Here is a 16,807-nt window from a genome sequence, read left to right as displayed (position 1 = left end):
GATTACAACTATAAGAAGGAGTACATTCTTCCTAACTACACAAGTTACAAAAAACACAGATGAAGTTTGTGTTTATCTATAGAATATACACCAAGAATGATTGCTTTCTTAGAGTAGGAAATATCAAAATCTACACCATTAGTTTGAGGTTTACACTTAAAACAATTTGTTTAACTAAACTAAGTATTCAATAACGTATCATCGAAGCGGAGATTATTGTAAAAGAAAATCTAAAGCTAGCTCCTCTATTGAAAAGACTTCCCCTAAATTGTAAACCCTCCATTAACTATTATGAAAATTTTCTAACAAATGTAAATATCTATTAAATGGTTTGTAAATAATCGGTAAATCCATCATTTTTCGGCGATTGTCATGATACACTCTAGGCAAATAAAGCGTTAAATACAGCCGATGAATTTGGAGGATGCTAATGGCTCATTTCATGTTTATTCGAGGCAACCGCAATAAGAGGCTTTTTCATGATATTGGGGCTGAGTTGGAGCGAAAAGGTCATCAAGTTCATTTAATCCAGCTTGAATTAAATGAGTTACTAATGAAAACGACCATTCCGACCGTTTTTTTACCTAATCATGTGGCGAAAGAGGAATACCCGATTAGTGACAAGGAGTTAATGGATCTACAGATATATAATATTACTTTTACAAAAAGGGTACTGCAAAAGGAAATTCCGCTAAGTGAGCTTAGGATGTATAAGCGGTACATGGCAGCACTAGATCACCTGCTTGATAAGTACAACATAGAAGTAATTTGCTTGTTTAATGGCTATCACTGGATTGACCAAATATGCCGTTATTTAGCAAAGAAGAAGGGTTTGCGGACGTATTTCTTTGAAGATGGGTTGTTCAGGCCGTATACGATTACGTGTGACCCGAATGGGATTAATGCCTGTTCAAGCGTCCCGAGAGACTTCTCCTTCTATCAGGATATGGAGGTCGACCGTCCGCGTCTGATGAAATTTATGTTTCGCCCGGAGGAAGAATCACTGAAGCAACTAAAAAGGGAAAATCTAGTGAAGGTTGCTTCAGCAAAACTATTATCAATGGCAGGGTCACTTTTGCGTATCCACCCAAACTATTTTGCTCATATTAATTTCTGGCAAGGACTCAAATATTTCGTTCATAAGAAATGGTATAGCCGAAGAAAGGAAGATGAGGTTGACTTGCGGGGTGAATATATCTTTCTCCCGTTTCAAGTGTCTCGTGATACGCAAATTTTTTATCATTCACCACATATTCAATCAATGGAGCAATTACTAGAAATTACTTTAAAAGCGGTGGAACAATATAACCAGACGTATCACAGGCAAATCAAAGTCATTGTAAAGGAACATCCTGAAGACTTATCAAGACAAAACTATCAATCATTAAAGAACAAATATACAAATGTACAATTTGTGCAAAAATATAGGATGGACAAGCTTTTGAAGGCTAGCTTAGCTGTGGTGACGGTCAATTCAACAGTCGGAATAGAAGCGCTTGCTCATTACAAAAAGGTGATTACATTAGGAGATGCCTTATACAATATTGACCCACTAGTGGAAAGATGTCCGCATCCAGATCTTTTATATCAAAGTTTGCAAAAGTCATTATCGACGCCTTTATCTATAGATAAAATTGAAAAATTTCTCTATTATTTACGATTTCATTACCAAACGGAAGGTGTGCTCAATCGACCTAATAAACAAACAGCAAAGAATTTAGCGAATAGATTAGAAGATTATGAGAGAGGTGTATTGGATGAAAGCGATTGGAATCATTCCCGCAAGGTACGCATCGACTAGATTCCCAGGTAAACCACTTGCACTTATTGCTGGTGTACCAATGATTGAACGGGTATATCGCCAAGTGTGCCAATCGGAAGAATTAGAACGCGTCATTGTCGCTACTGATCATGAAGAAATTAAGAGAGTAGTAGAATCAATCGGGGGTGAGGCGATATTAACAAGCGCCGCCCATGAAACGGGCTCTGACCGTATGGCTGAAGTAGCATCCAATATAGAAGGTGACTTTTTCATTAATATTCAAGGAGATGAGCCCCTCATCCAGCCTACACTAATTAATGAGATGGTTCGTACCTCTCGAAAACAGCAAAATAGGGCTGTAATCACCGCTATGAAAAAAATTAATCGCCCTGAAGATATCACGGACCCAAATGTGGTAAAAGTCGTTACAAATGAGCAAAATGAGGCACTCTACTTTTCGAGAGCACCGATTCCTTTTCAAAGAGGCGAGAAAACCGATTATTTTAAACATATTGGTGTCTATGGTTATCCACGTGAAATATTAATGAGATTCGTTATGCTCCCACAAACACCGCTTGAACAAGCAGAAATGCTTGAGCAACTAAGACTGATAGAAAATAATATCCTGATTAAAATGATTGCAACAGATGACCCGTTCCACGGTGTAGACACAAAGGAAGATATTCAAAAAATAGAAGAGATTCTAGGGGGAAAACAGTATGTCTAAAACAGTCAGATTAAATGATGAAATCGTATTTGGCGGTGAGCGTCCTTTTGTATTAATTGCCGGACCATGTATGTTAGAAAGCAAAGAAGTAGTGATGGAGACAGCGGCAAGATTAAAAGAAATTACCTCTCATTTAGGCATTCCATTTATCTTCAAAGGGTCATTTGATAAAGCGAATCGATCTTCTATTTTTTCCGAAAGAGGGCCTGGACTTCAAGCGGGATTAAACATGTTAGCAAATGTGAAGGATGCCTTTCGCATTCCTGTGTTATCAGATATTCATGAGCCTAGCCAAGCGGCTTTAGCTAGTCAAGTACTGGATATTATCCAAATCCCAGCCTTTCTTTGTAGACAAACAGACCTGCTTACTGCTGCAGCGAAAACAGGAAAAGTTATCAATGTAAAAAAAGGTCAATTCCTCTCTCCTACTGACATGAACAATGTTGTGACAAAGTTAAAGGAAGCAGGCAATGACCGAATATTACTTACAGAAAGAGGCTCAACATTTGGCTATAACAATTTAGTTGTGGATATGCGTTCATTACCAATGATGAGAGAAATGGCACCAGTTGTATTTGATGCCACACATAGTGTGCAAATCCCAGGAGGCAATGGTACAAGTACAGGAGGGAAGCGTGAATTTGTTCCTTACTTATCTCGTGCCGCAGCAGCAGTTGGTGTCGACGCTATTTTTATGGAGGTTCACCCTAACCCTGAAAAAGCGTTATCTGATGGACCGAATATGGTGAAATTAAGTGATGTAGAACAAATATTAAAACCGATTGTAGCTATGGATTGTTTATTAAAAGCGTCATCCTATGCAGGAGGGAATGAGCATGCTGAATATGAAAACGAACCAGCTGGATTATACTAATCACGTAATTTCTGTCTTGGAAAAAGAAGCAACAGCTATTATGCAGTTAAAAGATCAAGTCGGTCCACATATCAATGAAGCGATTGCCATGATTCTCCAATGTGAAGGAAGAGTGGTTATTACAGGCATAGGCAAATCAGGCATAATTGCCAGAAAAATCAATGCTACTATGGCGAGTACAGGTACACCTTCTATTTTCCTTCATCCATCGGAAGGGTTGCATGGAGATTTAGGGATGGTTACGGCAAAGGATGTAGTGATAGCGATATCAAATAGTGGGGAATCGGAAGAAGTATTACAGCTCATCCCGTCCATAAAAAGAATCGGTGCAAAAATGATTAGTATTGTGAAAAACCCATTATCAACATTGGCTAGAAAGTCAGAGATCGTCCTTTGTATAGGTAATGTAGTAGAAGCCTGCCCACATGGTTTAGCTCCTACAACAAGCACGACGGTTACTTTAGCTTTAGGAGACGCCTTAGCCATTGCCTTACTAGAAGCAAGAAACTTTCAGCCAGAAGATTTTGCAGTCTTTCATCCGGCAGGCTCATTAGGTAGAAGATTATTACTTAAAACAGCTGATGTGGTCGCTAATACCCGCAAAAACCCGATTATTGCAACACATGCAACCGTTCAAGAAGCACTATTCTCTATGACTTTACAAGGAATGGGCGCGATTAGTGTAGTCACAGAGAAAAATGAATTATTCGGGATTTTAACAGATGGTGATATTCGAAGAGCATTTGCGGTGACAAATACAATACTTGAAGAACAAGTCCTTCAATATTGTAATCCACAACCATATTTCCTATCAGAAAATCACCTTGCTTCTGAAGCGAAGACATTAATGGAGCAGCATAAAGTAAATGTGCTGCCGATAGTCAATGAAAAACATGAGCCCACTGGTATGATTCATATTCATGACCTTATGCATCTTGGGTTGTAGGAGGCACACTGATGAAGAATATTCGCTTAATCGTGTTAGATGTTGATGGTGTGTTAACCGATGGCAAACTCTTGTTATCAAGCAGTGGTGAAGAAGTAAAGGCATTTCATGTACATGATGGCATGGGAATTAGCCTAGCGAAGTTTGTTGGGATAGAGGTTGCGATTATTACAGGCAGACGATCTGCGGCAGTTGAGAAACGAGCAGCGGAACTGAACATCAACTATGTGCAGCAAGGTGTGAAAGATAAAGTATCCGCCCTTTTACAATTAGCGGGAGAAATAGATATTGATGTGAATCAAATGTGTTATATCGGTGATGATCTCAATGATATAGAAGCAATGAATATGGTCGGGTTAGCTGCATGTCCAGCAAACGCGATTGAGGAAGTGAAGCAAGAAGCGGAAATCGTTGCGGAACGGATGGGCGGTAATGGCGCAGTGCGGGAGATTATAGAATCCATTCTTCGTCAAAGTTTTGATTACACGGCACTTGTAAAGGATTTTCTTAACCAACAGGCGGTCAGACAGTAAGGAGTGTTTCTCTTGAATAGCTGTGCAATTTGTGAAAAACAGTTCACTCATAAGCGTGAAGTAATTTACAGTAATGATCGGTGGATGCTTGTTGCGGTTGAATCAAGAACTGCATTAGGCTATTTACACTTGGAAACGAAGAGACATATTGAACATTGGCACGATTTAAACGAGGCAGAACAGCATGATTTTTTTCATATCGTCAAAGTGGTTGAGATCGCATTGAAAGAAGTAATTGGCAGTGAACGTTTATATATGACTTCAATGAATGAGCTTGTACGGCATCTTCATTTTCATCTTATCCCACGACTAAAAGGTAGTGCTAAGCGGGGGCTGCCATTTATTTCTGAAGTCATTGGAGGAGCCCCATCCGTATCCCTAAAGGAAATGGATTGGGTCAAAGGGCTGAAAACACATTTCGTACAAGTATAAAGGAAGGAGGTATTGTACGTATGGGTTGGAAAAAAACAATAAAAAAAGGTTTAAAACAACTTTCACTGAAAAAAGGGAACGAACAAAAGCCATTTATTGAAATGGGAGAGAATTGGAGCAAAAGTGAGGCAGTGCCTGTCGCCTTTATGTTTGGCTTTAATCCTTGGAAAAGGGAACATAGCAGCAAATTTTTCTCAGAATATCGCACCGCGTTTGTTTTTGGTCAAGGGGATTTAAAAAGATTGCAACCTTTCATCAATAAGGCTTCTCAGGTAGTGTTTATCGTCTGGGGATTCAAAGAACCTGAAGGACTAACAGCTTATGCAGCTAAGAAAGGTATTAAAGTCCTTCGTGTGGAAGATGGTTTTGTCCGCTCAGTAGGCTTAGGTGCAGCCCATACGTTTCCTCTATCCATCGCTGTTGATTCGAAGACCCTTTATTTCAATGCTCGGCAGCCATCAGATTTAGAAGAATTATTAAATACTTACGAAGTATCGGCAGAAATGTTGCAGCGTGCAAGAGAATGTCGGCTACAGCTTATTCAGCAGGGCGTATCAAAATATAACCATACGGCGCAAACTGATATCAATAAGATTTATGGTGAGAAAAAGTCAAAGAGAATTTTAGTCATAGGGCAAGTAGAAGATGACGCATCGATCCAATATGGACTAGAAGCGAAAATGACCAATAATGATCTCGTTCGTGCAGCTGCAAAAGAGCATCCAGAATGTGAAATCATTTATAAGCCCCATCCTGATGTTCTCGGCGGATATCGTAAAGCATTTTCTAATCCAATGGATGTGACCGATGTGGCGAAAGTTGTAACTGAATCGCTTGGTATCGTTGATGCACTCCAGACGATTGATCATGTATACACGATGACTTCTCTCGTTGGCTTCGAGGCCCTTATTCGCGGTATACCAGTTACCTGTTACGGATCGCCATTTTATGCAGGATGGGGCCTAACAACAGATAGGCAGCCCAACGCTAGAAGGCAACGGAAACGTACGATTGACGAGTTATTTGCAATCAGCTATCTTGTGTATCCGCGGTATATGAACCCAGATACCGGTGAACATATTCAACTAGAAGAAGCAATGAAAATCTTAATTAGACAACGTGCAGAAAATATGGAGCTAGAGGGTGATAAGAAAAGACAAGCACTTGCCTTTTCTGAAGCTGAACAATTATATAAACAAGCATTAAATTTAGTTTATCAACCTGGAAGAGAGCAAGTGTATATTGAACTCCTAAATGATGCGAGACAATACGAAAAATCCTTGCGGCTAATAGAAGAAAAGCAGCGACAGAACAGCTTACCTGACTCTCTATATTGTGAAAAGGGCATTGCTTATGCCGGTCTTGGGCATTATCAAGCAGCACTTTCCTCCTTATTAAAAGTAGAAAAAAAATCTAAGCGACAAATGCTTGCTTTAATTAGATTACTATGGAAAATTGAAGGCCCATCAGATAGGTTATTACAAGCAACAGAAGAGACATTAAAAATGTTGGATGTAGATTTTTCTAAAGAAGATATTATGCAGTTTGCAGCTATCCTTAATCATTGCGGTCATCCCTATAAGGCGAAACGGCTTTTACGGGAGAAGCAAATAGAACCAATAGAGGTACCTTATCTTTCTTTGGCAGTCAATTTTGATTTTGATCAACTAAACGCCTCTACTTATAGTGAAAAAGTGGTTGTCAATCAATTGATCCAATCAGAAGGTCAGTTTCAACAACTGCTGACCACTCAAAAAAAGATAGGTATTGTACTAGAAGCGACATCACAAGAGGCACTGCATCATTTCTGCCAAAAATTTGATACCCTCATCTTTGTCACAAAACCAACCTTTCCATTGGTTGATCGGAACCGTTCATTCGTTATATTTAGTGCCATTCATCCCGAATTGCATGAGCAGGTCAACTTATCACAGGTGGAATTATTATTATGTAATGAGCCGGGCCTTATTCATCGCTATCCCCATGGCTCAGATTATATGCGTACATTGATAGAACGAGGTGTGAAGCTAGAGTCTTACCCACAAGGTTTGTATCGTGAGTTAGTCAATCAACTTGGCAGAAAACCAAGCGATCGTGAATTATTACTCTTCTGGATCGTTCAACAAACAGGAGAAAAAATAGCCGAGGAACAAATTCTATACTCAGGCAACAGTGAAGACAAGGATATGCTCAAATCCTACATCGTAGAAGGTGTCCTACAGTGAAAAAATGGAGAGTATTAGCAAAGAAAGGTGTTAGGAAAGTAAAAGAGCTACGAAAATATTCACAAAGTGTTCGCCAAGTGAAAAGGAATAGTGGAACAAAACCGATTGCGCTAGCATTTTACTTTTCCCATTGGAAACAAGAGTGTGTGAAGGAATTTTTTCGTGAATATGAGATTATTTTTATCCCCCATACTTTTACTACTGTTTTTTTACACAGGTTGCTCCGTGTAAACAGGGAAAAAGTGTTTTTAATATGGGGATCTAAACAAAATGTACAGCTAGAAGATATAGCTGAAGCCTATCAAGTTCCCATATATCGTGTGGAGGATGGCTTTGTCCGCTCTGTTGGTTTAGGGGCGCTGCATACATTGCCATACTCCTTATGCATAGACAAGACAGGTATTTATTATGATAGTACACAACCAAGTGACTTAGAGCACTTACTGAATCATCATCATTTTGACCAAGATATCTTAGATCGGGCAGCGCGCATCATAGAAGAAATAAAAGAAAACGGCTTAAGTAAATATAACCATCTTTCAACAAAAGATGTGAATGTAGTCTACGGCAGGAAAGCGAACAAGCGGATACTAGTCATTGGACAAGTAGAAGATGACGCTTCGATTTTGATGGGAGCAGCTACACGTTGGACAAACAATGACTTGGTCCGCTTAGCTCGGGAGGAAAATCCTCATGCACAAATTATATATAAGCCGCATCCTGACGTATTATCTGGTAAAAGACCGCTGCAATCCAATCCAAAAGACGTCACACATCTAGCACAGATTGTCAGCGAACCAATTAGCTTGCATGATTCACTAAAAACCGTTGACCATGTTTATACTATTACTTCTTTATCCGGTTTCGAAGCACTCATGCGAGGCATTCCCGTTACAACAGTCGGAGCCCCTTTTTACTCCAACTGGGGCTTAACAGATGATCGTCAAATGGTAGCCAGAAGAAGAAGGCAACGCACACTTGTAGAAGTATTCGCTGCCGCCTATTTACTTTATCCCAAATATATGAACCCAAATACCAAAGAACCTATCACTCTTGAAGAGACAATCCAATTAATTAATGAAGAGAGGAATGCTCCCGTTCACACTTAATGGCGCGTTCCTTCTCGCCCCATCTACTTCCTTAAGGATCTCCGTGCTCCTTCCCGCCACTGCTTCACAGCAGAAATAGACACCCCCTCTTTAATGGCAATCTCTCGAATCGAGTGATCATACATGAGTGTATACCATACCCACTTAAACTGCTTCTCCGTCAAACATCCTCGACAAACCCGTAAAAACTCAAACTCAACAGAAGAATCATCACTCGTTTCATCACCAGCCACCAATAACCAAAACTCTTCCTCAGTCACTACCCACCGCTCTGCGTAGTTAATCGACCGCTTCAACTCATTCAACAATTTCCCCCTCACACAAGCATAAGCATAACTAATAAAAGGCTTTCCCAACCCTTCATCATATCGCTCCCAAGCCTCCCACAAAGCAATCACACCCACCTGATAATATTCCTCTTTCTCCCGATAAATCCCCAAACTCCTCATAATCTTAAAAATCATTGGCTCATACGACTTAAGCACAACCTCAAACTCCTGCACTCTCTCTCATCCTTAAAGGAAGCGCGCTTACCGGTTTTTTCCTAGGTAGGGGTAGTTTAATGAATTACATAGAACATTGACAAAATAAAAAAACTATATTTATTGCCGGGAAAAGTTATGTATTTCTAAGAAAAACAAAAAAATTAACTAAAAATTAGATATTTTGCACTGTTTAATTACTAAATACAAATAAGTAATTTTAATACTTGTTTTACTGGTCGATCTAGTGAAATCTTCCTGATATAACCATTTATAATATGATATTTTCAATGAAGAAGGATAATAGTGGTATTGTGTGGTCCTATTTTACTGATATAATAGTTTTGGTGTTCTGTGATTTGACAAAGTATTTATTCTAAAATAGGAAAATGTTATTTTATCTACTCTTTTATAATATTGGAATTTACTTTACAATGTTTTATATTATATAAGTTCTTTTAACTAGCTTTGAGAGGGGAAACAAGATGGAATTTGATATATCCGTAATTATACCTACATATAATGTAGAGCTTTATATAGATGAAGCTTTAAATTCTGTAAAGAAGCAGAGTTTCAAGGGTAGTGTTGAAGTAATAATTATAGACGATTGTTCAACTGATAAAACTCATGAACTTATTGAGGAGTTTAAAAGAGTTAATGATGCAAAAAGTTTTAGTATTAAAACTATCTATCAAGAAAAAAACATGAGACAAGGTACTGCTCGTAATAGAGGTATTGAGGAGTCGAACGGGAAATATATATTCTTTTTAGATGGGGATGATATTTTAGACTCTAGTTGTTTTGAGAAAATGTTTGATAAAGCAATTGAGGGTTCTTATGATTTTGTTTTATGTGATTGGGCTTATTATTATGAGGATAAAGGACTTGTATATGTTAATAATGATCTTTTCTTAAATAAACAAGCATTATATAACATTGATTGTGAACAATTATATGAGGCACCAACTTATTTTAGTGTTAATAAATTATATTTAAAAGAGTTTTTGATAAATAATAATATAAGGTATGGAGAGGGGTATATTTATGAAGATTTTGAATTTTACCTTGATGTTGCACAAAAAGCCAATGCGATTGCAATAATCTCTAATCCTTTGTATTGGGTACGTGTAAATGAACATTCGACTACAAAAACTAATACTATGGGGACAGACCATATAACTTCGTATTTAAAAGCAGTTGAAAATAGTATAAAGTTGTTTAATCCAAGAGGGAAAAGTTCATATTATCAGGTGTATAAACATTTAATACAAAAATCTATTTACTATGCTAAAAAGAGGGCTCCGATTGGTTATAAAAGAAAGACTTTAAAAAAAGTTATCTCCATTTTAAATACGAAAAACAAACATTACTATGTCCCCTTAAATATTATACCTTTAAACCATTTATTATTCCGAAGAAGGTATGTTCAGCGAAGTAAGGTTAATAGAATTTTATTTGTGGATTGGCTACAGTCTAAAGGGAAATTAGTACCTATTTTTAAAATTGCAAAAAAATATAAAAATAAGATTAAATATAATAAGCTGACTGATTTTATTCGAAATACTAATTATTATAAAAACAAGAAAAAACATCAAAAGCTTAAAAAAATTGAGTCGTTTAATAATAGAGCGATTAAAGAGAATTCTATATTGTTTTTGGGCTTTGATTATAGATATATAGGCAACTCAAGATACTTTTTTGAATACTTACAGGAAAGGAAATCTCAATTTGAGATTCATTTCGTTACAAAAGACAATAGGGTTCCTTCTGAATTCAGAATTACTCCTAGGTCAATGAAATTCTATGAAAAATTAGCAACCTCAAAGATTGTAATTGGAGAAAGTTGGTTACCTCTAGATTTTAAAAAAAGACAAGGTGCATACTGGCTTCAGATGTGGCATGGGACACCCTATAAAAAATTATTATTTGATAGTCATGAAATGTATATATCAAAATATAACAGGAACCATAAAAAGCAGAAACAAAGAGATATTATGAGGTGGGATTTTCTACTATCTGATTCCCCTAAAGCATCTGAAAAGTTTATATCTGCCTTTGTTATTCCGAAAGAGAAAATATTAAACTTTGGTTACCCTCGCGTTCAATGGCTAAAATCAAATCAAGAAAACACAGAACTAATTGAATCAATTAAAAAAGGTTTGAATATACCAATTGGGAAAAAGGTTATTTTATATGTTCCAACATGGAGAGATTATAATTTTAAATCCCATAGACCTGATAATAAGTATAAATTGGATTTAAATAATCTTTTAGAAAAACTAAACGATGATTACGTAGTAATTGATAAAGATCATAGTATGAGTTTGGGAAGTAAGGAAGTAAATAGTCAGGTTATTAATCCATCTTCAAGTATTGACGTTCAAGAACTTATATTGATTTCTGACATAATAATAAGTGACTATTCTTCAATTATATTTGATGGTCTAGCAATTAATAAGAAATTCTTATTATATATAAATGATTTTGAGCAGTATGAAAAGGCAAGAGGAGTTTACTCAGATATTAACGAGCAATTATTGGAATTTAATTCCACAGATGTTGAAACACTAGCGAATAAAATAACTATCTTAAATTTAGAATATCCGAATGTGACTTATGAGAAAGTTAAATCAGTTTTAGCAAATATATATACGGAAAACTCCAACTTAATGTTAGAAAACTTTATACAAAAGTTAATGAATAGTAAGGAATAGAAAGGAAATATGATGAAATTCTCAGTAATTATACCTATTTATAACTCTGGGAAGTATCTAAGTACAACTATCGAGAGTGTAATAAATCAAGATTACCCTTTAAATGATATAAGCATAATTCTTATAAATGATGGTAGTACGGATAATAGTGAAAAAATATGTCATGCATACTTAGAAAAGTTACCAGAAACCATAATATATAGAAAAATAAATAACAGTGGACCTTCAGTTGCTAGAAATATTGGTTTGTCCTGCGTTCCTATTTCAACGGATTATGTAGTTTTTCTTGATGCGGATGATAAGTTGAGTTTGGATTATTTGAACAATGCCTTTTTGTTCTTTACCGCCAATCCTACAGTTAATATTGCTGTTTCACCTATTGTGTATTTTGGAAGAGTACAAGGAGAACATAAATTAAATTATAGATTCAGTAGTAAAAATGATAGGGTTATAGATATAACTAGAGAATATAGTAGTCCACATTTTTATATTGGTGGGACAATTCTTCAGGCGAGGGTTCTGAATGATCTGGGATTGACGTTTAGATCTGATATTAGTTTTTTTGAGGATGCTTTTTTTGTAAATCAATTTATACTGTCTGTTGAAAAATATGGTCTTATAAAAAACAGTATTTATTTTTATAGGAAAAGAGAAGAACAAAATTCTTTGGTTGATATAAATTGGGAGAAGAGGGATAGGTACATCCCTCTTCTAAAAAAATCATATATGCCATTATTAAAGTTATCAATTGAAATGGATAATAATTCCTTTCCTTATGTGAGTTATTTAATAATTTATCACTTAAGACTTTTTTTAATCTCAAAAAATTACAGTAAAATGTTAGATGTATTGGAAGAATCGGAAGTGGAAGAGTTTATATACCTTATGCGGTTGCTTTTGGGGAAAATAGAAGATAAATATATTTTAAAACAAAATTTTAATACAATAGAAAAGAAGGTATTATTGAAGGTTAAATATGGTAAACAATATGATGTCAATAAATTTACATCTTTTAGGAAAATTATCATTGAGAAATTACGACTGAAATATCTTTATTACCAAATTGAAGGTACTTCATTTAATCGAGAAGTGTTTGTTAAATATAAAAATAAACTAATCCCTTGCACTATTAAAAATAGTGAAGAATTAGTAGTACAACAATTTGCGATTACAACAACTCAAAAACGTTTTGAATTTATAGTAGATATTCCGTGGTATATTTCTAAGTTTGAATTATGTGTAAAGGAGAATGAGGAAATAACGTCAACTCGGAAAGTGAACCTGCTAACAAAATTAATTAGCACTATAAAAAAAGAATTGATAAGTAAGCAATTGGAAAATTAAATATTATATAAGGGTAAATACCTTAAACTATTAGTTTAAGGTGTTTTTTATAAAGACAAATGTGATTATAAATATTTTTTAGATATATTTATTATGAAAAACATGGTAAATTATCTTCTATATACTATTTTTAGAAAATTAAAACCATTGCAAAGGGGTCGTTCAATGTCTAGTATAAAAAAAGCTATTATCCCAGCAGCCGGATTAGGAACAAGGTTCTTACCGGCTACCAAAGCTATGCCAAAGGAAATGCTCCCTATTGTTGATAAGCCGACTATTCAGTACATAATTGAGGAGGCTGTAGCCTCAGGTATTGAAGACATTATTATTGTTACCGGTAAAGGAAAGAGAGCAATCGAAGATCATTTTGATTATGCTCCAGAGTTAGAGAAGAACCTCTTAGATAAAGGAAAGTTAGATATTTTAGAAAGGGTAAGATACCCCTCTAAAATTGCGAATATTCATTATATAAGACAGCAAGAACCGAAAGGGCTTGGGCATGCGATTTGGTGTGCGAGGAATTTTATAGGTGATGAACCTTTTGCTGTGCTATTAGGTGATGATATCGTACAAAGTGATGTGCCGTGTATTAAGCAATTAATTAATCAATATGATTTACTTGAAGCTTCAATTGTAGGTGTCCAGACTGTAGATGATGATGAAACAGATCGTTATGGTATTATCGATCCTTCCAATAATAATGGAAGATTGTATGAGGTCAATCAATTTGTAGAAAAGCCCTTAAAAGGTACTGCCCCTTCTAATTTAGCGATTATGGGAAGATATATATTAACTCCAGATATTTTTAGTTATCTAGAAAATCAAGAAATTGGTGCTGGTGGGGAAATTCAATTGACTGATGCTATTCAAGCATTGAATGAATATAAGTCGGTATTTTGCTATGATTTTGAGGGAACAAGATATGACGTAGGAGAAAAATTAGGGTTTATTAAAACTACTATAGAGTTCTCACTCCAGAATGAGGAACTAAAAGATGATATTATGAAAATATTAGAAAATATAGTAGAATCAAATAAAAATAAAGAATACTCAAAATAATTTTAATTGGCATATTTTCAATGAAAGAGGAGCAGATCAATTTGGCAGGTAATCTAATGAAATACTTCAGTCGCAAAGTTCCTTTTATTAAACAACCTATACGTGATTATATTAAGAATGAACGGTTTAAGATTCGCGCGAAGTATAATTATTATGTGAATCATTTAAAAGTGGAAGATCGAGTGATTTTGTATGAGGCATATCATGGTAAGAGTTTTACGTGTAATCCATTAGCTATTTTTTTAGCGTTTGAAAAAAGAACTGATTTCGATCAGTTTCTTCATATTATAGTGGTGAATGAAAAAGATTCTTTTGTAGACGCATTACCAAAAAGAAAAAATATAAAATTTGTGGCAGTAGATAATGATCTTTATTTAAGATACTTAGCTACTGCCAAATATCTAATTAATAATACGTCCTTTCCTTATTATTTCATTAAACGAGAAGGTCAGGTATATGTAAATACATGGCATGGGACACCTCTAAAGACGTTGGGAAGAGATATTAAACAAGCGGGCATGACTGATCATATGAATATCCAGCGGAATTTATTGCAAACGGATATATTGGTTAGTCCTAATCAGTTTACATATGAAAAACTATTGTCTTCTCATGATATTTATGAAATCTATCCAGGAAGGGTAGCTGATATTGGTTATCCTCGTGTCGATCGAACGCTAGCTGCTCCGAATAAGGATCTATTATCTCAATTAGGGGTAACGAAAGGAACTAAGGTGATCTTATATGCCCCAACGTGGCGGGGGACGGTAGGGAATGAGGCAGATATGAGTGAGCAACTACTTCAGGATGTCCTCCAATTAAAGAGGGAATTAGGCAGTGATTATACTGTATTACTGAAGTCTCATTATTTTACCTTTAAGTACTTTGAGGAAAACCAAAAACAAGATCTATGTGTACCAAATGGTATGGATACAAATTTATTGCTATCAGTAGTCGATATTTTAATAACTGATTATTCTAGCATCTTTTTTGACTTCTTGCCGACCGGGCGTTCAGTCATTTTTTATGGAGATGATATTGAACAATATAGTCATGAAAGAGGATTCTACCTCCCGATTGATCAATTACCTGGACCACTCACTCAACAATTAGAAGAAGTGATTGTGCATATTAAAAATATCGACTTAGAGCAAGAGAAATATAATGAGAAGTACAAAGAATATCAAGAACAGTTTTGTTATAATGATGATGGACAGGCTGCTTCAAGACTGTTATCAATCTTATTAGACAAAGAACAGAAGCATTTAATTAAAACGGAAACAAATAAAGAGAAAATTATTATGTATTGCGGAGCTTTCTATAATAATGGTATAACGATGTCTGCTTTAACCTTATTAAATGCGATTGATTATGATAAATACGAAGTGGTTGTCATAGAGAATCCGAAAGGTTCTGAAGAAAAATGGGTAAATATTAAAAGAGCTAATCCTAATGTTCATTTTATTTATCGACCTGGTGTTCTCGGTAGAACAGTTCTTGATAGCTATAAACATCAATGGATCTTGAATCGTGGTGTCAGTGGACAAATTGTAGAAAAGGTACTTCCAGCACATTTATATTATAATGAGTTTCGCCGGTTAGTTGGAGACGTGAAATTTGATCATGCAATAAATTTTGGTGGTTATAATGATTTTTGGAGTCTCCTATTTGCCTTTTCGCGAATAAAGAATAAATCTATTTATCTTCATAACGATATGATGGAAGAATTTAATAAGAAAATCAAAGGAAAATTTAAACATAAAAAGAATCTAAAAGTGATTTTTTCTATTTATAAATATTATGATAGAATCATCTCAGTAGCAGAATCGACACATGAAACGAATATGAAAAACTTAGAGCAGTTAGTACCAGATAGTCACAAAAAAATGACATATGTTAATAATCTTGTTGATAGTAACCGTGTGAAGACACTGATGAATCAATATGATTATATCGAAGTGAACGGGAATAATTATCTTGTTACGGACCAATTAGCAGAATCTGTTAAGTTAACTATTCAAGGAGTCATAGCTCCTGAAGAAGTAGATGTGAACTTTGTCACTGTTGGTAGACTTTCACCTGAAAAGGGTCATGAAAAATTAATTCATGCATTTTGGGCTTTATACCAATATGATCAACATATTAAGCTTTATATCGTTGGGGAAGGACCACTTAAAGAATCATTGCAATCTCTTATTAAGAAGCTAAAAATGAATGATCGCATTATATTGGTGGGACAATTATCTAACCCTTTTGCTCTTATTAATCAGTGTGATTGTTTTGTTCTTTCTTCAAATTATGAGGGTCAAGGACTCGTTCTACTCGAAACATTGATTATAGGCAAACCGATTATAGCAACAGATGTAACAGGTGTTAGAAGTGTCCTTAAAGAAGGCTATGGTGAGTTAGTAGAAAACAGTCAAGAAGCATTGGCTGAAAAGTTAATTCAATTTGTTGAGCGTTACCGACAAAAATGTTTACCTGAGAGAAGTACATTTCATGACGAACAGTATAATCAAGAAGCATTAAACCAATTTTATGGTAAAGTACTAGGGAAATCATTATAATATTATTATCGGCAATGTAAGGGAATTATTCAT

13 protein-coding genes are annotated in these 16,807 nt (G+C 35.4%); 12 read left to right on the top strand and 1 reads right to left on the bottom strand.

What is annotated here, in order from left to right; genetic code table 11:
• The first annotated feature begins 430 nt into the window (after nucleotides 1–430).
• Genes U9M49_RS10235 through U9M49_RS10200 form a run of 8 tightly spaced genes read left to right on the top strand, consistent with a single transcriptional unit; the run spans nucleotide 431 to nucleotide 8,608 of the window.
• Nucleotides 431–1,801 carry a hypothetical protein gene (locus U9M49_RS10235; RefSeq protein WP_157733882.1) on the top strand — a complete coding sequence of 457 codons (1,371 nt, stop codon included), beginning with the start codon at nucleotides 431–433 and terminating at the stop codon, nucleotides 1,799–1,801.
• Nucleotides 1,758–2,489 (top strand): 3-deoxy-manno-octulosonate cytidylyltransferase, encoded by a 732-nt coding sequence (kdsB, locus tag U9M49_RS10230; RefSeq protein WP_095371787.1) that lies wholly within the window; start codon nucleotides 1,758–1,760, stop codon nucleotides 2,487–2,489. The genes U9M49_RS10235 and kdsB overlap by 44 nt, the downstream gene beginning before the upstream one ends.
• On the top strand, nucleotides 2,482–3,363 hold the full coding sequence (gene kdsA, locus U9M49_RS10225; RefSeq protein WP_095371788.1) for a 3-deoxy-8-phosphooctulonate synthase: 882 nt from the start codon (nucleotides 2,482–2,484) through the stop codon (nucleotides 3,361–3,363). Before kdsB ends, kdsA begins: the two co-directional genes overlap by 8 nt.
• Nucleotides 3,326–4,309, top strand: a complete 984-nt coding sequence (locus tag U9M49_RS10220) for a KpsF/GutQ family sugar-phosphate isomerase (RefSeq protein ID WP_322909726.1) — start codon at nucleotides 3,326–3,328, stop codon at nucleotides 4,307–4,309. Before kdsA ends, U9M49_RS10220 begins: the two co-directional genes overlap by 38 nt.
• 11 nt (nucleotides 4,310–4,320) lie before the next feature.
• The gene (locus tag U9M49_RS10215) at nucleotides 4,321–4,842 is read left to right on the top strand and encodes a KdsC family phosphatase (protein WP_307315913.1); all 522 of its coding nucleotides are present in this window, start codon (nucleotides 4,321–4,323) and stop codon (nucleotides 4,840–4,842) included.
• A 12-nt stretch (nucleotides 4,843–4,854) separates the two neighbouring features.
• Entirely contained in the window at nucleotides 4,855–5,274 is a 420-nt protein-coding gene (locus U9M49_RS10210) for an HIT family protein (RefSeq protein ID WP_095371791.1), read from the top strand.
• A gap of 20 nt (nucleotides 5,275–5,294) precedes the next feature.
• On the top strand, nucleotides 5,295–7,499 hold the full coding sequence (locus U9M49_RS10205; RefSeq protein WP_322909725.1) for a hypothetical protein: 2,205 nt from the start codon (nucleotides 5,295–5,297) through the stop codon (nucleotides 7,497–7,499).
• A complete protein-coding gene (locus U9M49_RS10200; RefSeq protein WP_322909724.1) occupies nucleotides 7,496–8,608 on the top strand; it encodes a capsular polysaccharide biosynthesis protein in 1,113 nt (370 codons plus the stop codon). The genes U9M49_RS10205 and U9M49_RS10200 overlap by 4 nt, the downstream gene beginning before the upstream one ends.
• Before the next feature lie 23 nt (nucleotides 8,609–8,631).
• On the opposite strand, the gene U9M49_RS10195 is transcribed toward U9M49_RS10200, so the two are convergent.
• Nucleotides 8,632–9,111: a sigma-70 family RNA polymerase sigma factor gene (locus tag U9M49_RS10195; RefSeq protein ID WP_322909723.1), complete on the bottom strand. Its 480-nt coding sequence runs from the start codon at nucleotides 9,109–9,111 to the stop codon at nucleotides 8,632–8,634.
• Between the two features lie 464 nt (nucleotides 9,112–9,575).
• Between U9M49_RS10195 and U9M49_RS10190 the strand changes: the two genes are divergently transcribed.
• The 4 genes from U9M49_RS10190 (at nucleotide 9,576) to U9M49_RS10175 (ending at nucleotide 16,774) form a co-directional block, all read left to right on the top strand.
• Nucleotides 9,576–11,804, top strand: a complete 2,229-nt coding sequence (locus U9M49_RS10190) for a bifunctional glycosyltransferase/CDP-glycerol:glycerophosphate glycerophosphotransferase (protein ID WP_307315900.1) — start codon at nucleotides 9,576–9,578, stop codon at nucleotides 11,802–11,804.
• Between the two features lie 12 nt (nucleotides 11,805–11,816).
• The gene (locus U9M49_RS10185) at nucleotides 11,817–13,148 is read left to right on the top strand and encodes a glycosyltransferase family A protein (protein ID WP_307315898.1); all 1,332 of its coding nucleotides are present in this window, start codon (nucleotides 11,817–11,819) and stop codon (nucleotides 13,146–13,148) included.
• Between the two features lie 165 nt (nucleotides 13,149–13,313).
• Complete coding sequence (gene galU, locus U9M49_RS10180) at nucleotides 13,314–14,207, top strand: UTP--glucose-1-phosphate uridylyltransferase GalU (protein ID WP_251162159.1); 894 nt, start codon at nucleotides 13,314–13,316, stop codon at nucleotides 14,205–14,207.
• A 41-nt stretch (nucleotides 14,208–14,248) separates the two neighbouring features.
• Entirely contained in the window at nucleotides 14,249–16,774 is a 2,526-nt protein-coding gene (locus U9M49_RS10175) for a glycosyltransferase (protein WP_322909722.1), read from the top strand.
• Nucleotides 16,775–16,807: the final 33 nt, after the last annotated feature.

This window comes from Cytobacillus sp. OWB-43 (assembly GCF_034651445.1).
In the GTDB taxonomy this organism is placed as follows: Bacteria; Bacillota; Bacilli; order Bacillales; family Cytobacillaceae; genus Cytobacillus; species Cytobacillus kochii.
Note: the sequence above shows the minus strand (reverse complement) of the source record. Positions and strands in the feature narration are given on the sequence as shown.